This is a genomic window from Burkholderia cepacia (genome assembly GCF_001039005.1).
Classification (GTDB): Bacteria; Pseudomonadota; Gammaproteobacteria; order Burkholderiales; family Burkholderiaceae; genus Burkholderia; species Burkholderia theae.
Genome location: NZ_LDWR01000025.1, coordinates 32,100 through 50,260, shown reverse-complemented (window position 1 = coordinate 50,260; position 18,161 = coordinate 32,100). Strand labels below are relative to the sequence as shown.

The following is an 18,161-nucleotide window of genomic DNA, read 5'->3' as shown; positions in this document are numbered from 1 at the left end:
GATGAAAAAAACCGTACGCAACCTTTCGTGTGTCGCGGCGCTCGCGCTGTGCGCATCGATCCTGCAGGCCTGCGGCGACGGGTCATCCGACCCGCTGTCGTCCAAGGCCTTTGCCGCGACCCGTCCGGCCGCGCCGACGCCCGTGCGTGCCGGCTCGCACTGGGCGCCCGTCGTATCCGACACGTGGCAATGGCAGCTCAGGGGCAAGCTCAACACGTCCTACGACGTGGCCATCTACGACATCGACCTGTTCGATACCGATCCGGCGACCATCGCGGCGCTCAAGCAGGCCGGGCGCAAGGTCGTCTGCTATTTCTCGGCGGGGAGTTCCGAGAACTGGCGGCCCGATTTCTCGAAGTTCAAGGAATCCGACCAGGGCAAGAAGCTCGACGACTGGGAAGGCGAGCGCTGGCTCGACATCCGTTCGAGCAACGTCCGGGACATCATGACGGCCCGCCTCGATCGCGCGGTGTCGAAAGGGTGCGACGGCGTCGAGCCCGACAACGTCGACGGTTATGCGAACGACACGGGTTTCCCGCTGCAGGACAGCGATCAGTATGCGTTCAACGTGTTCATCGCCAACGAGGCGCACAAGCGCAATCTGGCGGTCGGGCTGAAGAACGACGTCGACCAGCTCGTGGCTCTCGAGCCGTCGTTCGATTTCGCGGTGAACGAGGAATGCAACGAGCACAAGGAGTGCGGCGGTTACACGGTGTTCACATCGAAGAACAAGCCGGTGCTGAACGCCGAGTACGCGAGCAAGTACCGCACGCCGAGCGGGCAGCGCACGCTGTGCGATGCGGCGCGCGCCCTGAACATGCGCACGCTCGTGCTGGCGAAGAAGCTCGACGACAGCTACCGGTTCAGCTGCGAAGCATCCTGATCCGGCCGCGCCCGCCGCGACGGGCGAACCCGTGTGACTGATGCTCGCGCGCGCACGCCGCGTGCCCAGGCGTGCGCGTCCGCGAGCGTCACGATGCCGTGAACCGGCGCGGCCCGAAACCGATGCGCAACGCACGGCCGACGTCCTGACGACGTTCGTTCATATCGATTCGCAGTACTTATCCATAGACACGATGAAAAATTGCATGCTGATTGCAGGCGCCGTCGTTGCGGCTTCGCTTTCCGTCGCCGCACGCGCGGAAGGCTCGGTCACGCTGTACGGCACGATCGATACGGGAATCGCCTATCTGAATCACGCGGAAGGAGGGCAGTCGCGTGTGTCGATGTCGTCGGGCGCGCTGTCGTCGAACGAATGGGGATTGACCGGCAGCGAGGGTCTCGGCGGCGGGATGAACGCGATCTTCACGCTGGAAAACAACTTCGACGTCGCGAGCGGGCAGCTCGACGGCGGGCGGCTGTTCGGTTCGAAGGCGTTCGTCGGCATCGCGTCCGATACGTGGGGCAAGCTGACGCTCGGCAGGCAGAACGATCCCGTCACGGACCTCGTGCAGCCGATCACGGCAGACGCGTTCAGCGGGCTCTTCGCGCCGCCCGGCGACGTCGACAACTACGACAGCAGCGTGACGTTCAGCAACGCGGTCAAATGGACGAGCGCGGCATGGCACGGCGTGACGGTCGCGGCGATGGCCGCGCCGGGCGGCGTGGCCGGCGCGTCGGGATCGGGCCTCGTGTATTCCGGCGCGATGGGTTATGCCGACGGTCCGCTGAGCGCGGCGGCCGGCTACCTGCACGTCGACAACGGCAATGCGATTCGTTCGACGCGCGGCGTGTCGTCGGCCGATTCGTTCTTCAAAAGCGCGGTCAGTCGCGCGTATGCGTCGGCCCGTTCGATCGGGATCGCGCGTGCCGGTGCGCAATATGCGATCGGCAACGTGACGGTCGGCGCGGCGTTCAGCTTCAGCGAATACCGTCCCGACGCGTCGTCGACGTTCGTGCATGCGGAGCGCTACAGGAACGGTTCCGCGTTCGCGCAATGGCAGGCGCAGCCGGCGCTGCTGGCCATCGTCGGCTACCACTTCACGTGGTCGGACGGCGATTCGTCCGCGCGTTATCACCAGGTCAACGTCGGCGTCGACTATCTGCTGAGCAAGCGCACCGACCTCTATACGACCGTCGGTTATCAGCACGCGAACGGCTTCAACGGGAGCGGGCCGGCCCAGGCCGTGATCGGGTCGTACAACGTCGACGCCGGCACGAATTCGCAATTGCTCGCGATCGTCGGCATTCGGCACCGGTTCTGAGCCCTCTGCCGGCCTGTGCGACGGCGAACGTGCGGATTTCCCGGACGCTCGCCCGCGCAAGCAGCCGCTCCCGCGTTACGCCACCGCGGCTTCCCGATGAAACGGATAGTCCGTATACCCGCGCGCATCGCCGCCATAGAACGTCGTGCGGTCGTAGCGCGTCAGTGGCGCGCCGGTCCGGAGCCGTTCCGGCAGATCGGGGTTCGAGATGAACATGCGGCCGAATGCGACGAGATCGGCGTGGCCATCCGCGAGGATCTGTTCCGCGTTGTCGCGCGTGAAGCCGCCGGCCGCGACGATCGTGCCGTGGAACGCCTGGCGCAGGTCCTTCGCCGATACGTCGTGTTCGCTTGCGTCCGCATTTTCCTCGTTGCCGCGAATCCGCGGCTCGATCACGTGCAGATACGCGAGACCGTAGTCGTTCAGGCGCCGCGCGACATAACCGAACGTCGCGTGCGGATCGCTGTCGGATACCGTGCCGTAAGAACCGCTCGGCGACAGCCGCACCGCACCGCGACGCGCCCGGCGCCCCAGACGGACACCGTCGCATCGACGACCTCGAACAGGAAGCGCGCGCGATTCTCGATCGGGCCGCCGTAGGCATCGGTGCGGTCGTTCGCGCCGTCGAGCAGGAACTGGTCGAGCAGGTAGCCGTTCGCCGCGTGCAGTTCGACCCCGTCGAAACCGGCCGCCTTTGCGCGTTGCGCGCCGGCGCGAAACTGCTCGACGATGCCCGGGATCTCGTGCAGCGCGAGCGGACGAGGCTCGACGAGTTCGGCTTCGGTAATCCCGCCGTGCACATCGCGGATCGCCGCATGTTCGAGCGAGCGCCGCGCGGACGGCGCGATGGGCGTCAAGCCGCCCGTGTTGGCCGGATGCGCCTGACGGCCCGCATGCCAGAGCTGCAGGAAGATGCGCGCGCCTTTCGCGTGTACGGCGTCGACGACCCGCTTCCAGCCGGCGACCTGGGCCTCGGTATAGATCCCCGGCGCATCCACATACGCGATCGCGAGCGGCGAGATTGCGGTGGCCTCCGTGATCAGCAGGCCGCCGTCGGTCGCGCGCTGCGTGTAGTACTCGACGATCAGGTCGCCCGGCACGTTGCCCGGTTCGCTGCGCATGCGGGTCACCGGTGCATGCACGACGCGGTGGTTGAGTGTGACGGGGCCGAGCTGCAGCGGATTGAACAGCTTGTTCATGGCGTTCTCCTTGGAACGGGTATTGGACGACTCGATGTTCGTCCCGAACGCCGCGCGCCAGTAGGCCGGCCGCGGCGATAAAACCCATTCCGCAGCGGAATGGCCGGCAATAACGCGGCCCGCAACGCTGCCGCGCGCGATGACATCGCCTTCCCGCGCGATAATCGGAACTTCACGCGACGCATGACGTGTGCGCGCCGCACTTCCGATCCGCCTCCATCACTCGACATGACGCTCGAATCCGATTGGCTCAGCCGCTTCATCGCGCTCGTCACGGTCACGGGGAAGCTCGAAATCCGCTGCGCGTTCGGCGCGCCGTGGGCGGTTACGTACGAGCGGTCGCCCGCGTGCGAGATCCCGTATCACGTCGTGCTGCGCGGTCGCGCGATCCTCGAGAATCCGGACGACGGCACGGTGCGCGAACTCGGCGGCGGCGACCTCGTGCTGCTGCCGCACAGCTCGCCGCACGTGCTGCACGACGGTAGCGGGCTGCCGGCGCTGCCGGCGATCAAGCGGCCCGGCGGTCACGTTTTCATCGGCGAGAACGCGGGCACGGGCGAGCGGCTGGACATGCTGTGCGGACGCTTCGTGGTCGCGCCGCCGCACGACCGGCTGATCCGGCGCCACCTGCCGCCGGATCTCGTCGTGCGCGCGGCGACGGACAGCCGGGTGCCCGACGCGCTGGCCGCCACCGCGCGGCTGACCGCCCTCGTGGAGCTGATGCGGGCGGAATCGCTCGAGCAGCAGCTCGGCGGCCTCGCGATCCTGAATGCGCTGTCGGCGGCGCTGTTCGCGCTCGCGCTGCGCGCGGTCAGCGAATCGGGGCAGGCGCCGACCGGCCTGCTGGCGCTGGCCGGCCATCCGCGCCTCGCGCCCGCGATCGTTGCGATGCTCGACGATCCGGCGAGGCCGTGGACGCTGCCCGAGCTGGCCGCGCTGTGCAGCATGTCGCGCGCGACGTTCATGCGTCACTTCCAGTCGAAGCTCGGGCACTCGGCAGCCGACCTGCTGACGGACATCCGGATGAGCCTCGCCGCGAATGCGCTGCGCCAGCCGTCGGCCAGCGCCGAAGCCGTGTCGGCCGACGTCGGCTACCAGTCGGTCGCTGCGTTTCGCCGCGTCTTCACGCGCTGGGCGGGGATGACGCCCGGCGACTGGCGGCGTCAGTCGCTCGGCGACCGGCACGATGCGGCGGCGCCGGACGATGGCGAGGCCGGCGACGCGGAGTAGGTCCGAAGCGGGCGGTTGTCCGCTCCGGTTGCGGTTGTCACACCCGGGCCCGCCCGCCATCGACCACACAACCGCTGTCGTCCGACGCGAGGAACAGCGCGGCAGCCGCCGGTTCGACCCAGGTTCGCGCGAGCGTCGTACTACAATTTGCGCGAACGGCATGCCGACTGCCGGCATGGTCGTGCCGCACGGCACCCGAACACGGAGAAGCAGCGCATGGATCGACTCGCGGCAATGGAGACCTACGTCAGCGTCGTGGAAGCCGGTTCGTTCTCGGCGGCCGCGAAGCGGATGAATCTCGGCCAGCCGGCCATCTCGAAGTCGATCGCGCAGCTCGAGGAGCGGCTCGGCGTGCGTCTGCTGCTGCGCTCGACACGCGGGCTTACGACGACCGACGCCGGACAGCGTTTCTACGAACACGCGAAGCTCGCGATCCGCGAGGCCGATCAGGCCGAGCACGTGGTGCGCGATGCGTCCGCGAGCCTGTCCGGCAAGCTGCGCGTGAGCGCCGCCGTGAGCTTCACGTGCCTGCATGTGCTGCCGCTGCTCGACACATTCCTGAGCCGGCATCCCGATCTGGAGATCGATCTCGCACTCGACGACCGCAACATCGATCTGTTGGAAGAGGGCACCGACGTCGCGCTGCGGATGGGCGAGCTGGTCGATTCGTCGATGATCGCGCGGCGCATCGCGCGCAGCCCGCGGCTCGTCGTCGGCACGCCGGCGTATTTCGCGCGGGCGGGCATTCCGAAAGCGCCGGCCGATCTCGCCCGTCACCAGGCGATCGTGTATTCGCAGCGGGGCGGCGGCGAAACCTGGTCGTTCAACCGGAACGGTGCCGAAGTCGCGGTCGCGGTTTCAGGGCGCCTGCGCGTCAGCGCGGCCGAAGGAATGCGGACCGCCGTGATCGCCGGCATGGGGCTGGCGGTCGCGTCGCGCTGGATGTTCTCGCCCGAGCTCGCGTCCGGCGCCGTGCAGGCCGTGCTGACCGACTGGGAACTGCCGCCGATCGACCTGTGGGCCGTGTTTCCGGCCGGCCGGCTCGTGACGGCCCGCGCCCGCGCGTTCGTCGAATTCGTCGAACAGACGCTGGCGGACGGCGAGCCCGCATCGGCGCAATGAAGGCGGCCGGGCAGGGCCGCCGTTTTCACCGACCCGTGGTCGCCGCTCAGAACGGCGCCTTGCCGATCGACGCGCCGCCGTCGACGTAGAGCGTCTGTCCCGTCATGAAGCCGGCATCGTCCGACAGCAGGAACGCGATCGCCGCCGCGATTTCGTCGGGCTTGCCGAAGCGCCCCATCGGGACGGCGGCGAGATAACGCTGCTCGCCTTCGCTGCCCGGTGCATTGTTGGCGCGGAACAGTTCCGTTTCCGTCGGCCCGGGCGCCACCGCATTGACGGTGATGCCCGTGTTCGCGAGTTCCAGCGCCCACGATCGCGAAAAGCTCACCAGCGCGGCTTTCGCCGCCGCATACGCGGTGCGCTGCACGATGCCGAGCACGGTCAGGCTGGAAAGGTTGACGACGCGCCCCCAGCCGCGCTCGCGCATGCCGGGCAGCAGTGCCTGCACGGTCTGGACGGCCGGATGCAGGTTCAGCGCGAGTACGTCGTCGAGGTCGCCGAGCGTCACGTCGCCGACGGACTGCGGGCGTACGAGGCCGACATTGTTCACGACGCCGTCGATCGCGTGCCGCTGCACGAGTGCTTGCAGCACGGCGCCGGTCGCCTGGCTGTCGGCGAGATCGACGCGAACGAGTTCGCCCGGGAACTCCGCGTCGTCGCGCGCGAGGCCGATGACGCGATGCCCGGTGCGCACCAGCCGTTCGGCAAGCGCGCGTCCGATCCCCTTGGTCGCGCCGGTGACGAGAAAAGTGCGTGCGGTCATAGAGGACTCCAGATGAAATAGGAAAACAGGAAGAGTCGCCGCGCCACGTGCGGTGGCGCGGCGGCACGCGCTTACGCGTGCACGGCCTTGTCGATGACGGGGAACATGTCCGACGGATCGGGGCGATGCGTGTAGTCGGGATTGACTTCCGAGTACAGCACGATGCCGTCCTGGCCGATCACGTAGCGTGCCGGCATCGGCAGCGTCCAGCCGGGATCGTTGTTGAATGCCGGCAGGTCGTTCTTCAGCATCGTGTACAGGTCGACCAGATAGTCGGGCAGGTTGAAGCGCAGGCCGAACGCGGCGCCTGTCTCGCCGTGTGCGTCGACCAGCACGGGGAAGCCGAGATGATTCGTGCGGACGGACTTGCGGCTGTTGACGGCTGTTTGCGGCGAAATCGCGACCACGTTCGCGCCGAGCGCCTGGAGCTGCGGCAGCGCCTCGTTCAGCGCCTGCAGTTCGAGGTTGCAATACGGGCACCAGACGCCGCGATAGAACGTGACGACCAGCGGCCCCTTCGCGAGCAGGTCGACGGACGATACGTCGTTGCCGTCCTGGTCCTTCAGGCGGAACGTCGGCGCGCGATCGCCGGCCTTGATCGCACGGGCGGCCTGGCCGCTCGCGATCAGTTCGGCCGTCGCGCGTTCCATGATCGGGTGGATTTCGGGCGGCGCGTGGTACGGCGGCTTGCCCGCCTTGAAGTCGGCCTTGAATGCGTCGAGTTTGTCCTGGAGCGACATGGCGAATCTCCTGTGAATGAATGGAAGTCGGGTTGCGTGGCTGGCGAGCGATCGGCTCGTCGTGGAACCCATCTTCGGCGAAGCGCTCTCGCGTCGGTAGCGGGCGCGCACGCATAACTTCCATTCCCGGCGGGAATGGCGGCGGCGGATCCTGCGTCGCGGCGATGATCGACGCAGTGCGCCCGTCGCGGCAACGGGGCCGGGACGGGCGCGGTCGAAACAGGGAGGGGGAGCCGGCATCGGGACGCATGTGGTCCCGATGCCGGCGATATCGCTTACTTCACGGGCGGGAAATCGACGACCGTGTCGTTGATGCGGTTGAACGTGTTGGTGAAGATCGTCAGCGCGATCGCGAGCGAGATTTCCGCGAGTTGCGCATCCGTGTAGCCGGCTTCGCGGATTGCCGCGAATTCGTCGTCGGTGATCGTGCCGCTGGTCCGTTGCAGGTTCAGCACGAAGCGGATCAGCGCGTCGCGCTTTGCGTCGCCGGTGCCCGGCTGCCCCGAGCGGATCGCGCGCAGCGCGTCGGCCGACAGGCCGGTCATCTTGCCGAGCAGGTTGTGCGCGGCGACGCAGTAGTCACACCCAGTGTCGGCGCTGACCAGCAGCTTGATCGTTTCGAGATCCTGCTTGCTCAGCGTGCCGCCGGCGAGCACGCCTTCGGCGTTGAGCACGGCTGCGAGCGCGTTCGGCGCGAGATGGCCGACGGCGGCGAACAGGTTGGGGACGGTGCCGCCGGCGACCTTGCGGACTTGTGCGTACACGTCGGCGGTTGCGCCGGTGGCGGATTCGATGGCGGGGATGGCGATGCGGCTCATGACTGGCTCCTTGACTGGAAAGTTGAGGCCCGTTCGTTCGGGGTGACTCCACTTTAGAAGCGCATGCTGATCCTCGTAAGACGCAAAATCGCCAAAACGATGCTCGAAAGTATCAAGCTGATTGGCCGCGGCGCGCGACCTACTTCCGGCTTTTCAGGAAGGTCCGACCTTCGGGCGTGATCGACGCGCCGGAGCGGCCGTGTGCGGAATGGCTGACGAAGCCCGCGTTGACGAGCTCCCGCGCGATCGACCAGCCGAGCGCCGGCGCATCGCGTCCGTAGCGAACATCGGCGAGGCGTTCGAGCGCCCAGATGGCGGAGGCTGACAGGTTCGGGGCGTTTGACGTGAAGGTGTCGCTCATCGCTTCCTCATGGAATGGAGATTCGGGGATGGACGGGCCATGCCGTGCCATCGCGTCGCGCGGGTCAGCGCGCTTGCAGCAGGGGCAGCAGCGCCTGAAGCGCCGCTTCCTCGTCGGGGCCGGTGGCCAGCACCTGCGCGGATGCGCCGCCGTGCACCTGCAGCGACGCGATTGCCGTGCCGTCCTTCGCGTTGCCGCTTTGCCCGTTCGCGATCATCAGGATGTCGCTTTCGAAGCCGCGTGCCGCTTCGACGGTTGCGTTTCGTGCGGTGCCGCCGCGGTTGCGGTTCCATGCGGGGCCGATTTCAACGTACACAACGGTTGCCACGATGTCGGATAGCCTCTGGACGGGTCGTCGGGATCAGTGCGCGGCGCCGATCGGGTAACCGGGGCGTGCCATCTTGCTTGAACTTGCTGGCAATCTCGGTGAAATAGCCGGCAAGTCCGATGAATGGCAGGAAGTGGGGGATTATAATACAGCGGGCAATATATGTGTATTGCATTATAATGTCGTGTGCGCCGATGCCGGCCTGCCGACCCGTCGGCACGCGCGTCGATGCCGCCAGGGTGACGTGCCTGCTCGCCCGGCATTTTTTTCGATCGACTCAACTCCCCCGAATGGAAGCCGCAATGAACGCCCCCGCCTGCCCGCAATGCGCGATGGAAAACACTTACCCGGACGGCACGCTGACCGTGTGCGCCGACTGCGGCCATGAATGGTCGGCCGGCGCCGGTGCCGAAGCGGGCGACGAACCGGCGGGCGACGTCGTCAAGGACGCGAACGGCAACGTGCTGTCGGACGGCGATTCGGTCGTGCTGATCAAGGACTTGCGCGTGAAGGGTTCGTCGATCACGCTGAAGATGGGCACCAAGGTCAAGAGCATCCGGCTCGTCGGCGGCGATCACGAAGTCGACTGCAAGACCGACATGGGCGGTTTCATGCTGAAGGCCTGCTACCTGAAGAAGGTCTGAGCGCGCACGCTTCGCTCAATCGTTTGCATCTGGCTACCCGGGCATGGCAGAGGATCGCACTTCCTACGACGCGTTTGTCGAATTTCTGTCGACGCCACTGAACGACGGCCGGCCTTTCGTGCTGGAGACGCGGCACGCGCTGTCGCTGCACTTCGATCATTTCGGCACGCAGAGCTTCATGTCGCTCAGGGATCCGATCCGGCTCGAACTCGGTTATACGCGCGTGATGATGGGCTTCCTGCTGCTGCAGCCCGCGCCCGCGCATATCTGCATGCTCGGGCTCGGCGGCGGGTCGCTGGCGAAGTACTGCTACCGGCACCTGCCCGGCGCGGCGATCGACGCGGTCGAGATCAACCCGGACGTGATCGCGCTGCGCGACGTGTTCAGGATTCCTGCTGATGATGCGCGATTCGCCGTGGTGTGTGCCGACGGCGCGGATCATGTGAACCGCGCGGACATCCGGACGGACGTGATTCTGCACGACGCGTTTGTCGCCGACGGCACGCCGGGCCGGTGTACCGGCGCGGCGTTTCTCGACGCGTGCCGCGAGCGCCTGAGCGAAGCCGGCGTGCTGGCGATCAACCTGATGGACGACGATCCGGCGCTGCCGCGGCATCTCGAGCAGTTGCGATCGGTGTTCGGTTCGTCGTATGCGCTGGTGCCGTGCGGCGACGACAACAACTTCATCGCGTTTGCGTGGAGGGGCGACCGACGGCTGCCGTCGCTGCGCATCCTGCTCGAGCGTGCGCTCGCGTGTGCGCGGGCCGGCGAGCTCAAGCTGGCGGCCACCGCGAGACGCATGAAGGACGGGGAAGGTGTCGATCCGCGGCGGCTGGTGTGGCGTGCGCAGTCGCACGGGCGATGGGAAATCGGCGCGTAAGCGGCGCCGCTGGTGTGGCCCGTGCGGCCGCAGTTACTTCACGCGCTTGCCGAGCGCGCTTTTGGTCTTGTACGTCACGCCGTGCCGGTCGAGATACTCGCGGATCAACTGCCGCACGACTTGCGACGGCGTGAGATCCTGCTCCGCGCAGAGCATCTCGAAGGCTTCTTTCTTCGCAGGGTCGATCAGGACGGTCAGGCGGGCGGTTTTCGTTTCCATTGCAGGGCGCGGGTGGTCGGTATGTTAATCAAATTATAATCGATCCGCCTGGCGGGCTACCGCGGAAAGCGCCGCCCCGGCGCGCGATCAGCGTCTGCCGCGGCGCAGCGCGAGCAGGTCGTCGATCACGGGCACGATCGCGAGCGTGACGAGCAGGGCGGCGAGCGGCACGGTCGACACGTAGCCGACATGCTTGAAGCCGATCGCGCCGGCCAGGCCGCCGACGAAGAACGACGCGAGCATCGCGCCGTGAATCCTCAGTTTCGAGCGGTTGGCGATGACCGCGTGCGCGTCGACGTCGACGGCCGACCGGTTCCAGTAGAACAGTTTCCCGAGTTCGATGCCGAGGTCGGTCACGATGCCCGTCATGTGCGTCGTGCGGATCTCCGCGCCCGACAGCTTGGTGATCGTCGCGTTCTGCAGCCCCATGATGAAGCACAGCAGCGTGACGGTCACCGGCACGAAGAACGTCTCCCACAGCGCGAGATGGCTGCCGAGCAGCCCGAACAGGAGCAGCAGCGCGGCTTCGACCAGTAGCGGCAGCATGAACTGGCTCTGCAGGCCGCGGCGGCGCCCCCAGTTGACGAGGATCGCCGAGCAGCTGGCGCCGATCAGGAACGACCCCAGCGAGCTGATGCCGGCCAGTGCGAGCCGCACGTCCCCGAGCGCCGTCTGGTCGGCGATCGCCGACACGATGCCGCTCATGTGCGACGTGTATTGCCTGACCGCGAGGAAGCCGCCGGCATTGGCGGCGCCGGCGACGAACGCCAGCGAAAACCCGAGCTGGCGGTTTGCGGTCGCGCTGCGGTGTTTTCCCGTCAGGTTTCGAAAGTACTGCGCTGGCATAGGGGCTTCGCTCAATCGCCGCGGATCGCGGGCACGGACGGGAAGACCGGCGCCGGACGGCCGTGCGGGCAGGCCGCTCGCACACGGCGCCGGGTCTCTCGAATCATGTGATGAACATGATAATGTCATTATCATACTCTGTTGGCCTGATGGGGCTTTCAGTACAATGTGTGCGGCGCGGCCTGCCCGCGGCTTCGCAGCCGCACGGCCCGCCTTCGCGATGACTTCGACCCACCGTTTCATGACCCCGACCAAGTTCATTCTTCGCTACACGGCGATCCCGTTCACGGCCATCGTGGCCGTGGTGATCTGGACTGCCATACCATCGTCGAAAGAGATCGATGCGAGACAATATGCGGCGCTGTCGCGTGCGTACGCGAGTTTTCCGCTGCCGTTCCGGCGCGAGATCTCGGAAGCGATTGACCATGGCCGGATCAACGATCGGCGCTACCAGACGCTCGTGCGCGATTCGCTGGGCAACGGCGTCGCGCTGGACTGGCCGGCGTCGGGCGTCGGCGACCTCGCCGACGAACGGCAAAAACTGGCCGAACTGATTCAGGCCGATTCCGATCTTCAAGGGCAACACCAATGAAAACTCTGCTGGTTTCCGTGGCATTCGCGCTGATCATCGCGAGCCTGATCTTCGCGCTGTACTTCATGAATCACGATCGCGGGAAGTCCAAGCGGATGGCGTGGTCGCTTGCGGCACGTGTCGGGCTGTCGGTCACGCTGTTTCTGTCGCTGCTGATCGCGTACAAGCTCGGCTGGATCGAACCGACCGGGTTGCCGATCGGGCGTTGAGCGGGGTGCGCCCCGCTGCGTGCGGGGCGTTCTCGAAAATGGAAGTTTGAATCTGTAATCGTGATGTTGTGATAAGAAAACTTATCCTGATGGATTGATTTTCTTGACGGGCGGTCGATCCGGTAAACATATCCACGCACCCCGGCGCGGCCACGGACGCCCTGAACAGTGAATGCCTGTTGCAGAACCGGTGACGATTTGAGCCGTCGTTCTCCCACCTGAAACGAAAAAGCCGATCCTGTGAGATCGGCTTGCGGTGTCTGCTTTCCCGGGCTGCCGGTACGTGTTGCTACCGAGCGTTGGGTGGATCAGCGGACCCAGTGGCAGGTGCGATGCAGATGATGCGAGTGGCAGACCTTGTGGGGGCTCGCCTGCGCCGCCTCGGGCGCCAGTGCCGCAAAGGCGGCAGCCGTAACCAGACCGACGAGCAGCAGTGCTTTCGCTCTTTTCATCGCGCTTCTCCAATGATGTAGCAGTTGTTGGTCGTGACGATTTCGTCGCGGCAGGCATCACGCCGAAGTCTGGCGCCTGCCTGACCCGCGCGACTGGGAATCCATGCTACTTGGCCCCGCGCAGCGAAAATTGAACGATTGTCACCCTTTGGGACTCGCGATGAACAGTGCGCGGCAAGCGTCATCTTCGCTCGGAGAGGGTGATGCAGCCCGGGATGTCGGCGCGTTCGCACCGTGTCCGTGAGTTGCCGTGACATGGATCTCCCGTTCAGGTCGGCGGCCGGCGAGAATCGCGTCGGGCGATCGAAAACTGTTCGGTTGGCATTAAGAACCACGAACACAAATCGTCGACAAACCGAGCACAGGTGATTGCGACGAGCGAAATAAGCGCGGAGTGAAATGCTATCATTGTCCGCTCCCCGATTGCCTGGCCGAACTCGGTCTGGCCATGATAGAGTTTTGAAGAGGACTACATAAGATTGAATCGACGTCGCTTTTTACTTGCCTCTTTCGCCACGGCCGCGGTTTCAAGTGGCGCGTTTGCTGCCGCACCTGACGGCGAAACCTGGGGCAAATACTTTACCGAAGCCAACGCACAAGGCACGCTTGTCGTAGCCGACCTGAGAGGCGGCAAAGAAGTTGTCTTCGTGCACGACAGGGAGCGCGCTGCGCAACGCCTGTCGCCCGCGTCAACCTTCAAGATTCCCCACAGCCTGATTGCACTCGACGCCGGTGTGTTGCGCGACGAGTTTCAGATTATTCCGTGGGATGGTGTAAAGCGTCCTATCGAAGCGTGGAATCGCGACCAGGACTTGCGTTCTGCCGTACGCAACTCGGCTGTGTGGGTTTTCGAGCGCTTTGCAAAGGAAATCGGTCGAGAAAAAGAAGCCGCATATATGCGAAAGATTCCCTACGGGAATGCGCTTTCAAGTGGCGCGGAACCGTTCTGGGTCGACGGGGATCTTGCCATTTCGGCTCAGGAACAGGTCGCTTTCCTGCGCCGTCTCTACAACAACACATTGCCGTTCCGCGTCGAACACCAGTTGATCGTCAAGGATGTCCTGATCAATGAGGCGGGTCGAGACTGGATTCTTCGCGCAAAATCCGGGTGGACCGGGAAAATCGGCTGGTGGGTGGGGTGGGTTGAATGGCCTAGCGGCCCGGTATTTTTCGCGCTCAACATCGATACACCGAACCGGATGGAAGACTTGCCAAAGCGCGAGAAAATCGTCCGCCAGGTATTACGGTCCCTTGACGCATTACCAGGCTGAGCCTTGCTGACACGAGTCAGCAAGGAACCGTAGCCGCCTATCCCTGCGTCCGGCGAAGCGCGCGGCTCATTTCCGCGATCGGCATCGCGGCAATCGAGTTCAGCAGGCGGATTTCCCCGGCGTCGGGGCGCGCGATTTCCCGGACTTCATCGAGCGTCTGCGCGACGCTGCGATCGAGCGGTTCGAGAAAGCGCTGAAGCTCGTTTTCGGCCGCCTTCTCCTTGAGCCCGAGCGCGTTGCCGAATGCGATCAGCGCACCCGTGTCGATGTCGGAGAAGCGCGTCGCCGCGCCGAGCGGCATCGTCAGTTCGCAGTGCGGCCAATGATCGCCGCGATGGTCGGGCCGATGCGTGGGCGTGTGATAGACGACCGTGCTGACGATGTCGTAGAACGGCGCAAGGCGGTAGCCGCGCGCATCGACGAAGAACGACAGGTTTTTCAGGTGCGCGTCGGCATTGCCCACCACCACGTTGAAAATCGTCCAGCGGAACACCGACAGGCGCGCCAGCGCGCGCGTGCTGGTCTGCCCGATCGCGCGGCCGAGTTCCGCCGCGTTCGCGCGCTGGTACTTGAAGCCGCGATCGTAGTTGAGCAGCTGCATCGCATCGATCGTGTGCAGGCGTCCGGCCGGCTCCGCCGCGGTATCGCGGTCGAAACGGTCGATCACGTAGCACGCGGACGGCGCGCGCAGAAAATGCACGTCCGGCACGTCGAGGCCCATCCGCTTCGCGAGCTTCATGCAGAAGAACTCGTTGATCGCCGAATGCGGGTAACCGGCGGCGCGCATGTCCGGCTTCAGCAGATGCATCGACGGCTCGCTGCCGACCGGTTCGAACAGCGCGTAGTCCGGCGCGTCGCCGCGCAGGATCAGCAGCAGTTTCTGCTGCGCGCCGGCTGCCGACATGCGCTTCGGCGCGGTGGCTGTCAGCGCGCGCTCGGGCATCGCCTGGATGCGGCGTTCGAGTTCGTCGAGCGCAAGCGGCTGCATGCTGCCGGCCGCTTCCTGCTCGCCTTCGGCCAGCAGCGTGAGCGCGCCGGCCGATTCGCGCCCGAAGTACGCGAGCAGGCCCCACGCGTCGGCGGCATCGACCTTCGCCTCGCGCGCGAGCGACGTCCGCATGCCTTCCTCGGGCAGCAGGTTGTCGAAGAACCACTGGACCGGGCGATCGGTCGAGCTGTCGGTGAAGGTGCCGGCGCGCAGTGCGAAAGCCGGCGACAGCGGATACGCGCGCGGCGAGGCCAGCCACTGCGCGTCGTACGTGAACGACCAGACGCCTTTGTCGTCGGTCAGCGTGCCCATACGCAGCCCGTTCGCGGATGCGATCAGCGTTCTAGTTGCCATGGCGGCTCCTGCGGCGTTGAGCGGCCTTGAGCGCGTTTTCCGCCGAAATCTCGATGGACGACTGCGCGAGCAGGTGCACGCCCAGTTCGCCGAGCAGCAGCAGCACCTTGCCGATCTGCGCGGTCGGCTTCCCGGCTTCCACCTGGCTGATGAACTTCGGCGAGAGCCCCGTGGCGTTCGCGAGTGCGTCCCGCGTGAACCCCTGCTGGAGCCGCGCCGCGCGGATGAGGTTGGCGAGCGCGCCGATCGTGTTGACGGACAGGGTCTCCGGCATGACGTTCTCCGTGCTTCGTATCTGATCGGGAACAGTATTGCACAACTCGCGGGTACAGGCACTGATTCGTATCCGGACGGAAACGAAAACGAAGAACGGGCTATGGATCGGCTGTTTCGTACCCGATCGGGAACCGGATGGGATGGAATCGGGGTCAACGGCGTCTTCGTATCCGGGCGGATACGCGCCTTGCGTGTCCCGAAGGGGGCAGGGGCGGTGTGCGTCGACATGGTTAGAATGACCGCGGCGCATGCGCCATGCCGTGGCGCGCCCCTTGCCTGACTGGAACCCATGACCGTACAAGAACTGGAAAAACGGATGCGAAGTCTGTTCGAGGACGACAGCCTCGAAGTCTTCGGCGACACCGGCTACAGCATTTCCTTCGTCGTGCCCGGCAAGGTCGGCGACGTCAAGGCCGCGCTGCTGGCCCGCACGGATGCGGCCGGATGGGACGGCGAGGCGGTGCACTGGTTCTACCGGTGCGACGACGAGGACTGGGCGCTGTATCTGCGCTCGATCCCGCATGCGGTGTTCTGTATCGCGACCGTGCAATCGCTGCATGCGCTCCACCTGCAGCAGCATCTGGATGCATCGGCGGTCACGCCGGAGCAGCAGGCGGTCTACGACGCGGAGGAGGCGCAACGCCAGCAGGGGGCCGAGGCGCGGCAACGGTGCGACACGCGGACCGAGCCGCTGGCGCCGCTCGGCGGACCGTTCCACAGCGATGGCGAACGCGTATGGGCACGCGTCGGCAGCGGGCATCGGTATCGTGCGCTCAACAATTTCGATCTCGGCAGCTTTCGGCATCTGGTCGACAACTTTGCCGTCGATGCGTCGGGGCTGCGCTATTACGCGAGCGGCGCCGCGCTCAGCTACGACGACGAAGGCGAAGGGCTCGTCGCCGATGGCGATGCCGTGACGCTGGAATCGCTGGGCGGCGACTGGTATCGCGATTCGCGGCAGGCCTACTATTTCGGCACCGATATCTACGGTCTCGGCGAACGCTACCTGACCGTGGTCAAGGCCGATGTCGCCAGCCTGACGCTTATCGGCGGCGCGTATGCGCGGGATGCGAAGCACCTGTTCTGCGCCGGCGTGCGCAAGCGCGGCATCGACGATCCGGCCGGCGTGGTCGGCCTCGGCTACCGGTATGCGCGGCTCGGCGCGCAGATTCTTTACGACGGCAAGATCGTGACCAAGCCGGGGCACATCGACGTCGAGACCGCGTGCGGCGTTTTCCACGACGTGCTGATCGACGATGACGGCCACGTGCTGTGGGGGCAGAACTACCGCAAGCCGCTGCCCGGGATCGATGCCAAAAGCCTGCGGTTCCTGACGCGGTTCTTTGCGGTCGACGACCATCGCGTCTATTACCGGACCAACACGAATCTGGCCGTTTGCGAAGGCGTCGATCGCGCGAGCGTGGAGGTCGTGTCGTCGATGGGTATCCGCGATCGGGACGGCCGGATCGATATCCGCTATCCGGAAGGCATCGTGCGCGTACCGGATCCGTCGACGGAATCGTGAAGGCCTCGCCCGGCGCGGCTCCGTGCCCGGCGCAACCGCCCGTTGCCACGCGGATGCCCGAGCAGCGATCTTTATGACCGCAGCAGATAAACGTATCCGAATCGCTTCGTTGACGCAGTCCGGCACGCACTCGTAGATTCGCGTTTTGACCGAATCAGGGGCCGTGCCGTGACGACTACCGCCATCCGCGACGCTGCAACGCTTGCCGCCGGGCATCCGCCCGCCGCGCGGCCGGACAGTGCGGCGCAGCGCTTCGACATCGTTCCGTTCGACGCGCCGCTCGGCGCGGAAGTGATCGGCCTCGACCTGTCGCAGCCGCTCGACGCCGATGGTTTCGCGCGCATCCATCGCGCGCATCTCGACCATCACGTGCTGGTGTTTCGCGACCAGCGGATCACGCCGGACGAGCACATCGCGTTCAGCCGCCGCTTCGGCCCGCTGCAGATCCACGTGCTGCACCAGTTCGCGCTCGCCGGACATCCGGAGGTGCTGATCGTGTCGAACATCGTCGAGAACGGCAAGCCGATCGGGCTCGGTGATGCGGGCCATTTCTGGCACTCCGACCTGTCGTACAAGGAGAAACCGAGCCTCGGCTCGCTGCTGCACGCGCAGGAGTTGCCGGCGGAAGGCGGCGATACGCTGTTCGCGAACATGCATCTTGCATGGGACACGCTGCCGGCCCACCTGCGCCGCGCGATCGAAGGACGGCGCGCCGAGCACACGTATCTCGCGCGTTATGCGGAACTGCAGGCGCGCAGCCCGTGGCGGCCGAACCTGTCGCCCGAGCAGATCGCGCAGGTCGACGCGGTCGTGCATCCGATTGTGCGCACGCACCCGGAAACGGGCCGCCACGCGCTGTTCGTCAGCGAGCATTTCACGACGCGCATCGTCGGATTGCCCGACGACGAGAGCCGCGCGCTGCTCGACGAACTGTTCGCGCACAGCGTGCGTGCCGAGCACCTGTACCGGCACCGTTGGCGCGCGCACGATCTCGTGTTCTGGGACAACCGTTCGCTGATGCATCTCGCCGCCGGCACGCCCGACTACCTGCGCCGCAAGCTGTACCGCACGACGATCGAAGGCGACGCGCCTTTCTGGGCCGCGTGCCGCGTCATTCGTCCGCCCCAGGTCACAGACGGC

Annotated in this window: 20 protein-coding genes and 2 pseudogenes; 11 read left to right on the top strand and 11 right to left on the bottom strand. The window is 65.9% G+C overall.

The window, feature by feature from the left end; translation table 11 throughout:
• Position 1 precedes the first annotated feature (1 nt).
• Entirely contained in the window at positions 2–883 is an 882-nt protein-coding gene (locus VL15_RS15580) for an endo alpha-1,4 polygalactosaminidase (RefSeq protein WP_048246524.1), read from the top strand.
• A gap of 193 nt (positions 884–1,076) precedes the next feature.
• On the top strand, positions 1,077–2,204 hold the full coding sequence (locus VL15_RS15575; RefSeq protein WP_048246523.1) for a porin: 1,128 nt from the start codon (positions 1,077–1,079) through the stop codon (positions 2,202–2,204).
• Between the two features lie 75 nt (positions 2,205–2,279).
• Here the strand turns inward: VL15_RS15575 and VL15_RS15570 are convergent.
• Positions 2,280–3,403, bottom strand: a pseudogene (locus tag VL15_RS15570) (alkene reductase).
• A gap of 228 nt (positions 3,404–3,631) precedes the next feature.
• Here VL15_RS15570 and VL15_RS15565 point away from each other — a divergent pair.
• Both VL15_RS15565 and VL15_RS15560 read left to right on the top strand, forming a co-directional pair.
• Complete coding sequence (locus VL15_RS15565; protein ID WP_048246575.1) at positions 3,632–4,633, top strand: AraC family transcriptional regulator; 1,002 nt, start codon at positions 3,632–3,634, stop codon at positions 4,631–4,633.
• A 216-nt stretch (positions 4,634–4,849) separates the two neighbouring features.
• Positions 4,850–5,755, top strand: a complete 906-nt coding sequence (locus VL15_RS15560; protein WP_048246522.1) for a LysR family transcriptional regulator — start codon at positions 4,850–4,852, stop codon at positions 5,753–5,755.
• Positions 5,756–5,801: 46 nt separating this feature from the next.
• On the opposite strand, the gene VL15_RS15555 is transcribed toward VL15_RS15560, so the two are convergent.
• The 5 genes from VL15_RS15555 to VL15_RS15535 all read right to left on the bottom strand — a co-directional run bounded on the left by VL15_RS15555 (position 5,802) and on the right by VL15_RS15535 (position 8,765).
• Positions 5,802–6,518 carry an SDR family oxidoreductase gene (locus VL15_RS15555; protein ID WP_048246521.1) on the bottom strand — a complete coding sequence of 239 codons (717 nt, stop codon included), beginning with the start codon at positions 6,516–6,518 and terminating at the stop codon, positions 5,802–5,804.
• Between the two features lie 71 nt (positions 6,519–6,589).
• Positions 6,590–7,258 carry a peroxiredoxin-like family protein gene (locus tag VL15_RS15550; RefSeq protein WP_048246520.1) on the bottom strand — a complete coding sequence of 223 codons (669 nt, stop codon included), beginning with the start codon at positions 7,256–7,258 and terminating at the stop codon, positions 6,590–6,592.
• Between the two features lie 275 nt (positions 7,259–7,533).
• Positions 7,534–8,076, bottom strand: a complete 543-nt coding sequence (locus VL15_RS15545; RefSeq protein ID WP_048246519.1) for a carboxymuconolactone decarboxylase family protein — start codon at positions 8,074–8,076, stop codon at positions 7,534–7,536.
• Positions 8,077–8,215: 139 nt separating this feature from the next.
• Complete coding sequence (locus tag VL15_RS15540; RefSeq protein WP_048246518.1) at positions 8,216–8,437, bottom strand: hypothetical protein; 222 nt, start codon at positions 8,435–8,437, stop codon at positions 8,216–8,218.
• 64 nt (positions 8,438–8,501) lie between these two features.
• Positions 8,502–8,765 (bottom strand): HPr family phosphocarrier protein, encoded by a 264-nt coding sequence (locus VL15_RS15535; RefSeq protein WP_048246517.1) that lies wholly within the window; start codon positions 8,763–8,765, stop codon positions 8,502–8,504.
• A gap of 290 nt (positions 8,766–9,055) precedes the next feature.
• Between VL15_RS15535 and VL15_RS15530 the strand changes: the two genes are divergently transcribed.
• Together VL15_RS15530 and VL15_RS15525 are read left to right on the top strand one after the other, a co-directional pair.
• A complete protein-coding gene (locus VL15_RS15530; protein WP_412025689.1) occupies positions 9,056–9,409 on the top strand; it encodes a zinc ribbon domain-containing protein YjdM in 354 nt (117 codons plus the stop codon).
• Between the two features lie 43 nt (positions 9,410–9,452).
• Positions 9,453–10,289: a spermidine synthase gene (locus VL15_RS15525; protein ID WP_048246515.1), complete on the top strand. Its 837-nt coding sequence runs from the start codon at positions 9,453–9,455 to the stop codon at positions 10,287–10,289.
• Between the two features lie 33 nt (positions 10,290–10,322).
• Here the strand turns inward: VL15_RS15525 and VL15_RS15520 are convergent, their stop codons facing one another.
• Complete coding sequence (locus tag VL15_RS15520) at positions 10,323–10,508, bottom strand: ribbon-helix-helix protein, CopG family (RefSeq protein WP_021158209.1); 186 nt, start codon at positions 10,506–10,508, stop codon at positions 10,323–10,325.
• Positions 10,509–10,595: 87 nt separating this feature from the next.
• On the bottom strand, positions 10,596–11,354 hold the full coding sequence (locus tag VL15_RS15515) for a YoaK family protein (RefSeq protein ID WP_048246514.1): 759 nt from the start codon (positions 11,352–11,354) through the stop codon (positions 10,596–10,598).
• Between the two features lie 241 nt (positions 11,355–11,595).
• Here VL15_RS15515 and VL15_RS15510 point away from each other — a divergent pair, with 241 nt between their 5' ends.
• Both VL15_RS15510 and VL15_RS15505 read left to right on the top strand, forming a co-directional pair.
• Entirely contained in the window at positions 11,596–11,946 is a 351-nt protein-coding gene (locus VL15_RS15510) for a hypothetical protein (RefSeq protein WP_048246573.1), read from the top strand.
• The gene (locus tag VL15_RS15505; RefSeq protein ID WP_048246513.1) at positions 11,943–12,155 is read left to right on the top strand and encodes a twin transmembrane helix small protein; all 213 of its coding nucleotides are present in this window, start codon (positions 11,943–11,945) and stop codon (positions 12,153–12,155) included. Before VL15_RS15510 ends, VL15_RS15505 begins: the two co-directional genes overlap by 4 nt.
• A gap of 308 nt (positions 12,156–12,463) precedes the next feature.
• Here the strand turns inward: VL15_RS15505 and VL15_RS42725 are convergent, their stop codons facing one another.
• A complete protein-coding gene (locus VL15_RS42725) occupies positions 12,464–12,607 on the bottom strand; it encodes an HHHH-motif protein (protein WP_196319595.1) in 144 nt (47 codons plus the stop codon).
• A 479-nt stretch (positions 12,608–13,086) separates the two neighbouring features.
• Here VL15_RS42725 and blaOXA point away from each other — a divergent pair, with 479 nt between their 5' ends.
• Positions 13,087–13,878: a class D beta-lactamase gene (blaOXA, locus tag VL15_RS15500; protein WP_048246512.1), complete on the top strand. Its 792-nt coding sequence runs from the start codon at positions 13,087–13,089 to the stop codon at positions 13,876–13,878.
• 37 nt (positions 13,879–13,915) lie between these two features.
• Here blaOXA and VL15_RS15495 read toward each other — a convergent pair whose 3' ends face one another.
• Positions 13,916–15,220, bottom strand: a complete 1,305-nt coding sequence (locus VL15_RS15495) for a HipA domain-containing protein (RefSeq protein ID WP_048246511.1) — start codon at positions 15,218–15,220, stop codon at positions 13,916–13,918.
• Positions 15,210–15,494: a helix-turn-helix domain-containing protein gene (locus tag VL15_RS15490; protein WP_048246510.1), complete on the bottom strand. Its 285-nt coding sequence runs from the start codon at positions 15,492–15,494 to the stop codon at positions 15,210–15,212. The genes VL15_RS15495 and VL15_RS15490 overlap by 11 nt, the downstream gene beginning before the upstream one ends.
• Before the next feature lie 318 nt (positions 15,495–15,812).
• Here VL15_RS15490 and VL15_RS15485 point away from each other — a divergent pair, with 318 nt between their 5' ends.
• Together VL15_RS15485 and VL15_RS15480 are read left to right on the top strand one after the other, a co-directional pair.
• The gene (locus VL15_RS15485) at positions 15,813–17,021 is read left to right on the top strand and encodes a DKNYY domain-containing protein (protein WP_053077658.1); all 1,209 of its coding nucleotides are present in this window, start codon (positions 15,813–15,815) and stop codon (positions 17,019–17,021) included.
• A 168-nt stretch (positions 17,022–17,189) separates the two neighbouring features.
• A pseudogene (locus VL15_RS15480) lies at positions 17,190–18,116 on the top strand (TauD/TfdA dioxygenase family protein); the annotation flags it as partial.
• Positions 18,117–18,161: the final 45 nt, after the last annotated feature.

Excerpts from the sequence above, each read along its gene's own strand:
- VL15_RS15545 (WP_048246519.1), bottom strand. The coding sequence starts at position 8,076 with ATGAGCCGCATCGCCATCCCCGCCATCGAATCCGCCACCGGCGCAACC.
- VL15_RS15530 (WP_412025689.1), top strand. The coding sequence starts at position 9,056 with ATGGAAGCCGCAATGAACGCCCCCGCCTGCCCGCAATGCGCGATGGAA.
- VL15_RS42725 (WP_196319595.1), bottom strand. The coding sequence starts at position 12,607 with ATGAAAAGAGCGAAAGCACTGCTGCTCGTCGGTCTGGTTACGGCTGCC.
- VL15_RS15490 (WP_048246510.1), bottom strand. The coding sequence starts at position 15,494 with ATGCCGGAGACCCTGTCCGTCAACACGATCGGCGCGCTCGCCAACCTC.
- VL15_RS15575 (WP_048246523.1), top strand. The coding sequence starts at position 1,077 with ATGAAAAATTGCATGCTGATTGCAGGCGCCGTCGTTGCGGCTTCGCTT.
- VL15_RS15550 (WP_048246520.1), bottom strand. The coding sequence starts at position 7,258 with ATGTCGCTCCAGGACAAACTCGACGCATTCAAGGCCGACTTCAAGGCG.
- VL15_RS15495 (WP_048246511.1), bottom strand. The coding sequence starts at position 15,220 with ATGGCAACTAGAACGCTGATCGCATCCGCGAACGGGCTGCGTATGGGC.
- VL15_RS15505 (WP_048246513.1), top strand. The coding sequence starts at position 11,943 with ATGAAAACTCTGCTGGTTTCCGTGGCATTCGCGCTGATCATCGCGAGC.
- VL15_RS15580 (WP_048246524.1), top strand. The coding sequence starts at position 2 with ATGAAAAAAACCGTACGCAACCTTTCGTGTGTCGCGGCGCTCGCGCTG.
- VL15_RS15510 (WP_048246573.1), top strand. The coding sequence starts at position 11,596 with ATGACCCCGACCAAGTTCATTCTTCGCTACACGGCGATCCCGTTCACG.
- VL15_RS15555 (WP_048246521.1), bottom strand. The coding sequence starts at position 6,518 with ATGACCGCACGCACTTTTCTCGTCACCGGCGCGACCAAGGGGATCGGA.
- VL15_RS15485 (WP_053077658.1), top strand. The coding sequence starts at position 15,813 with ATGCGAAGTCTGTTCGAGGACGACAGCCTCGAAGTCTTCGGCGACACC.
- VL15_RS15565 (WP_048246575.1), top strand. The coding sequence starts at position 3,632 with ATGACGCTCGAATCCGATTGGCTCAGCCGCTTCATCGCGCTCGTCACG.
- VL15_RS15515 (WP_048246514.1), bottom strand. The coding sequence starts at position 11,354 with ATGCCAGCGCAGTACTTTCGAAACCTGACGGGAAAACACCGCAGCGCG.
- VL15_RS15520 (WP_021158209.1), bottom strand. The coding sequence starts at position 10,508 with ATGGAAACGAAAACCGCCCGCCTGACCGTCCTGATCGACCCTGCGAAG.
- VL15_RS15525 (WP_048246515.1), top strand. The coding sequence starts at position 9,453 with ATGGCAGAGGATCGCACTTCCTACGACGCGTTTGTCGAATTTCTGTCG.
- VL15_RS15560 (WP_048246522.1), top strand. The coding sequence starts at position 4,850 with ATGGATCGACTCGCGGCAATGGAGACCTACGTCAGCGTCGTGGAAGCC.
- VL15_RS15540 (WP_048246518.1), bottom strand. The coding sequence starts at position 8,437 with ATGAGCGACACCTTCACGTCAAACGCCCCGAACCTGTCAGCCTCCGCC.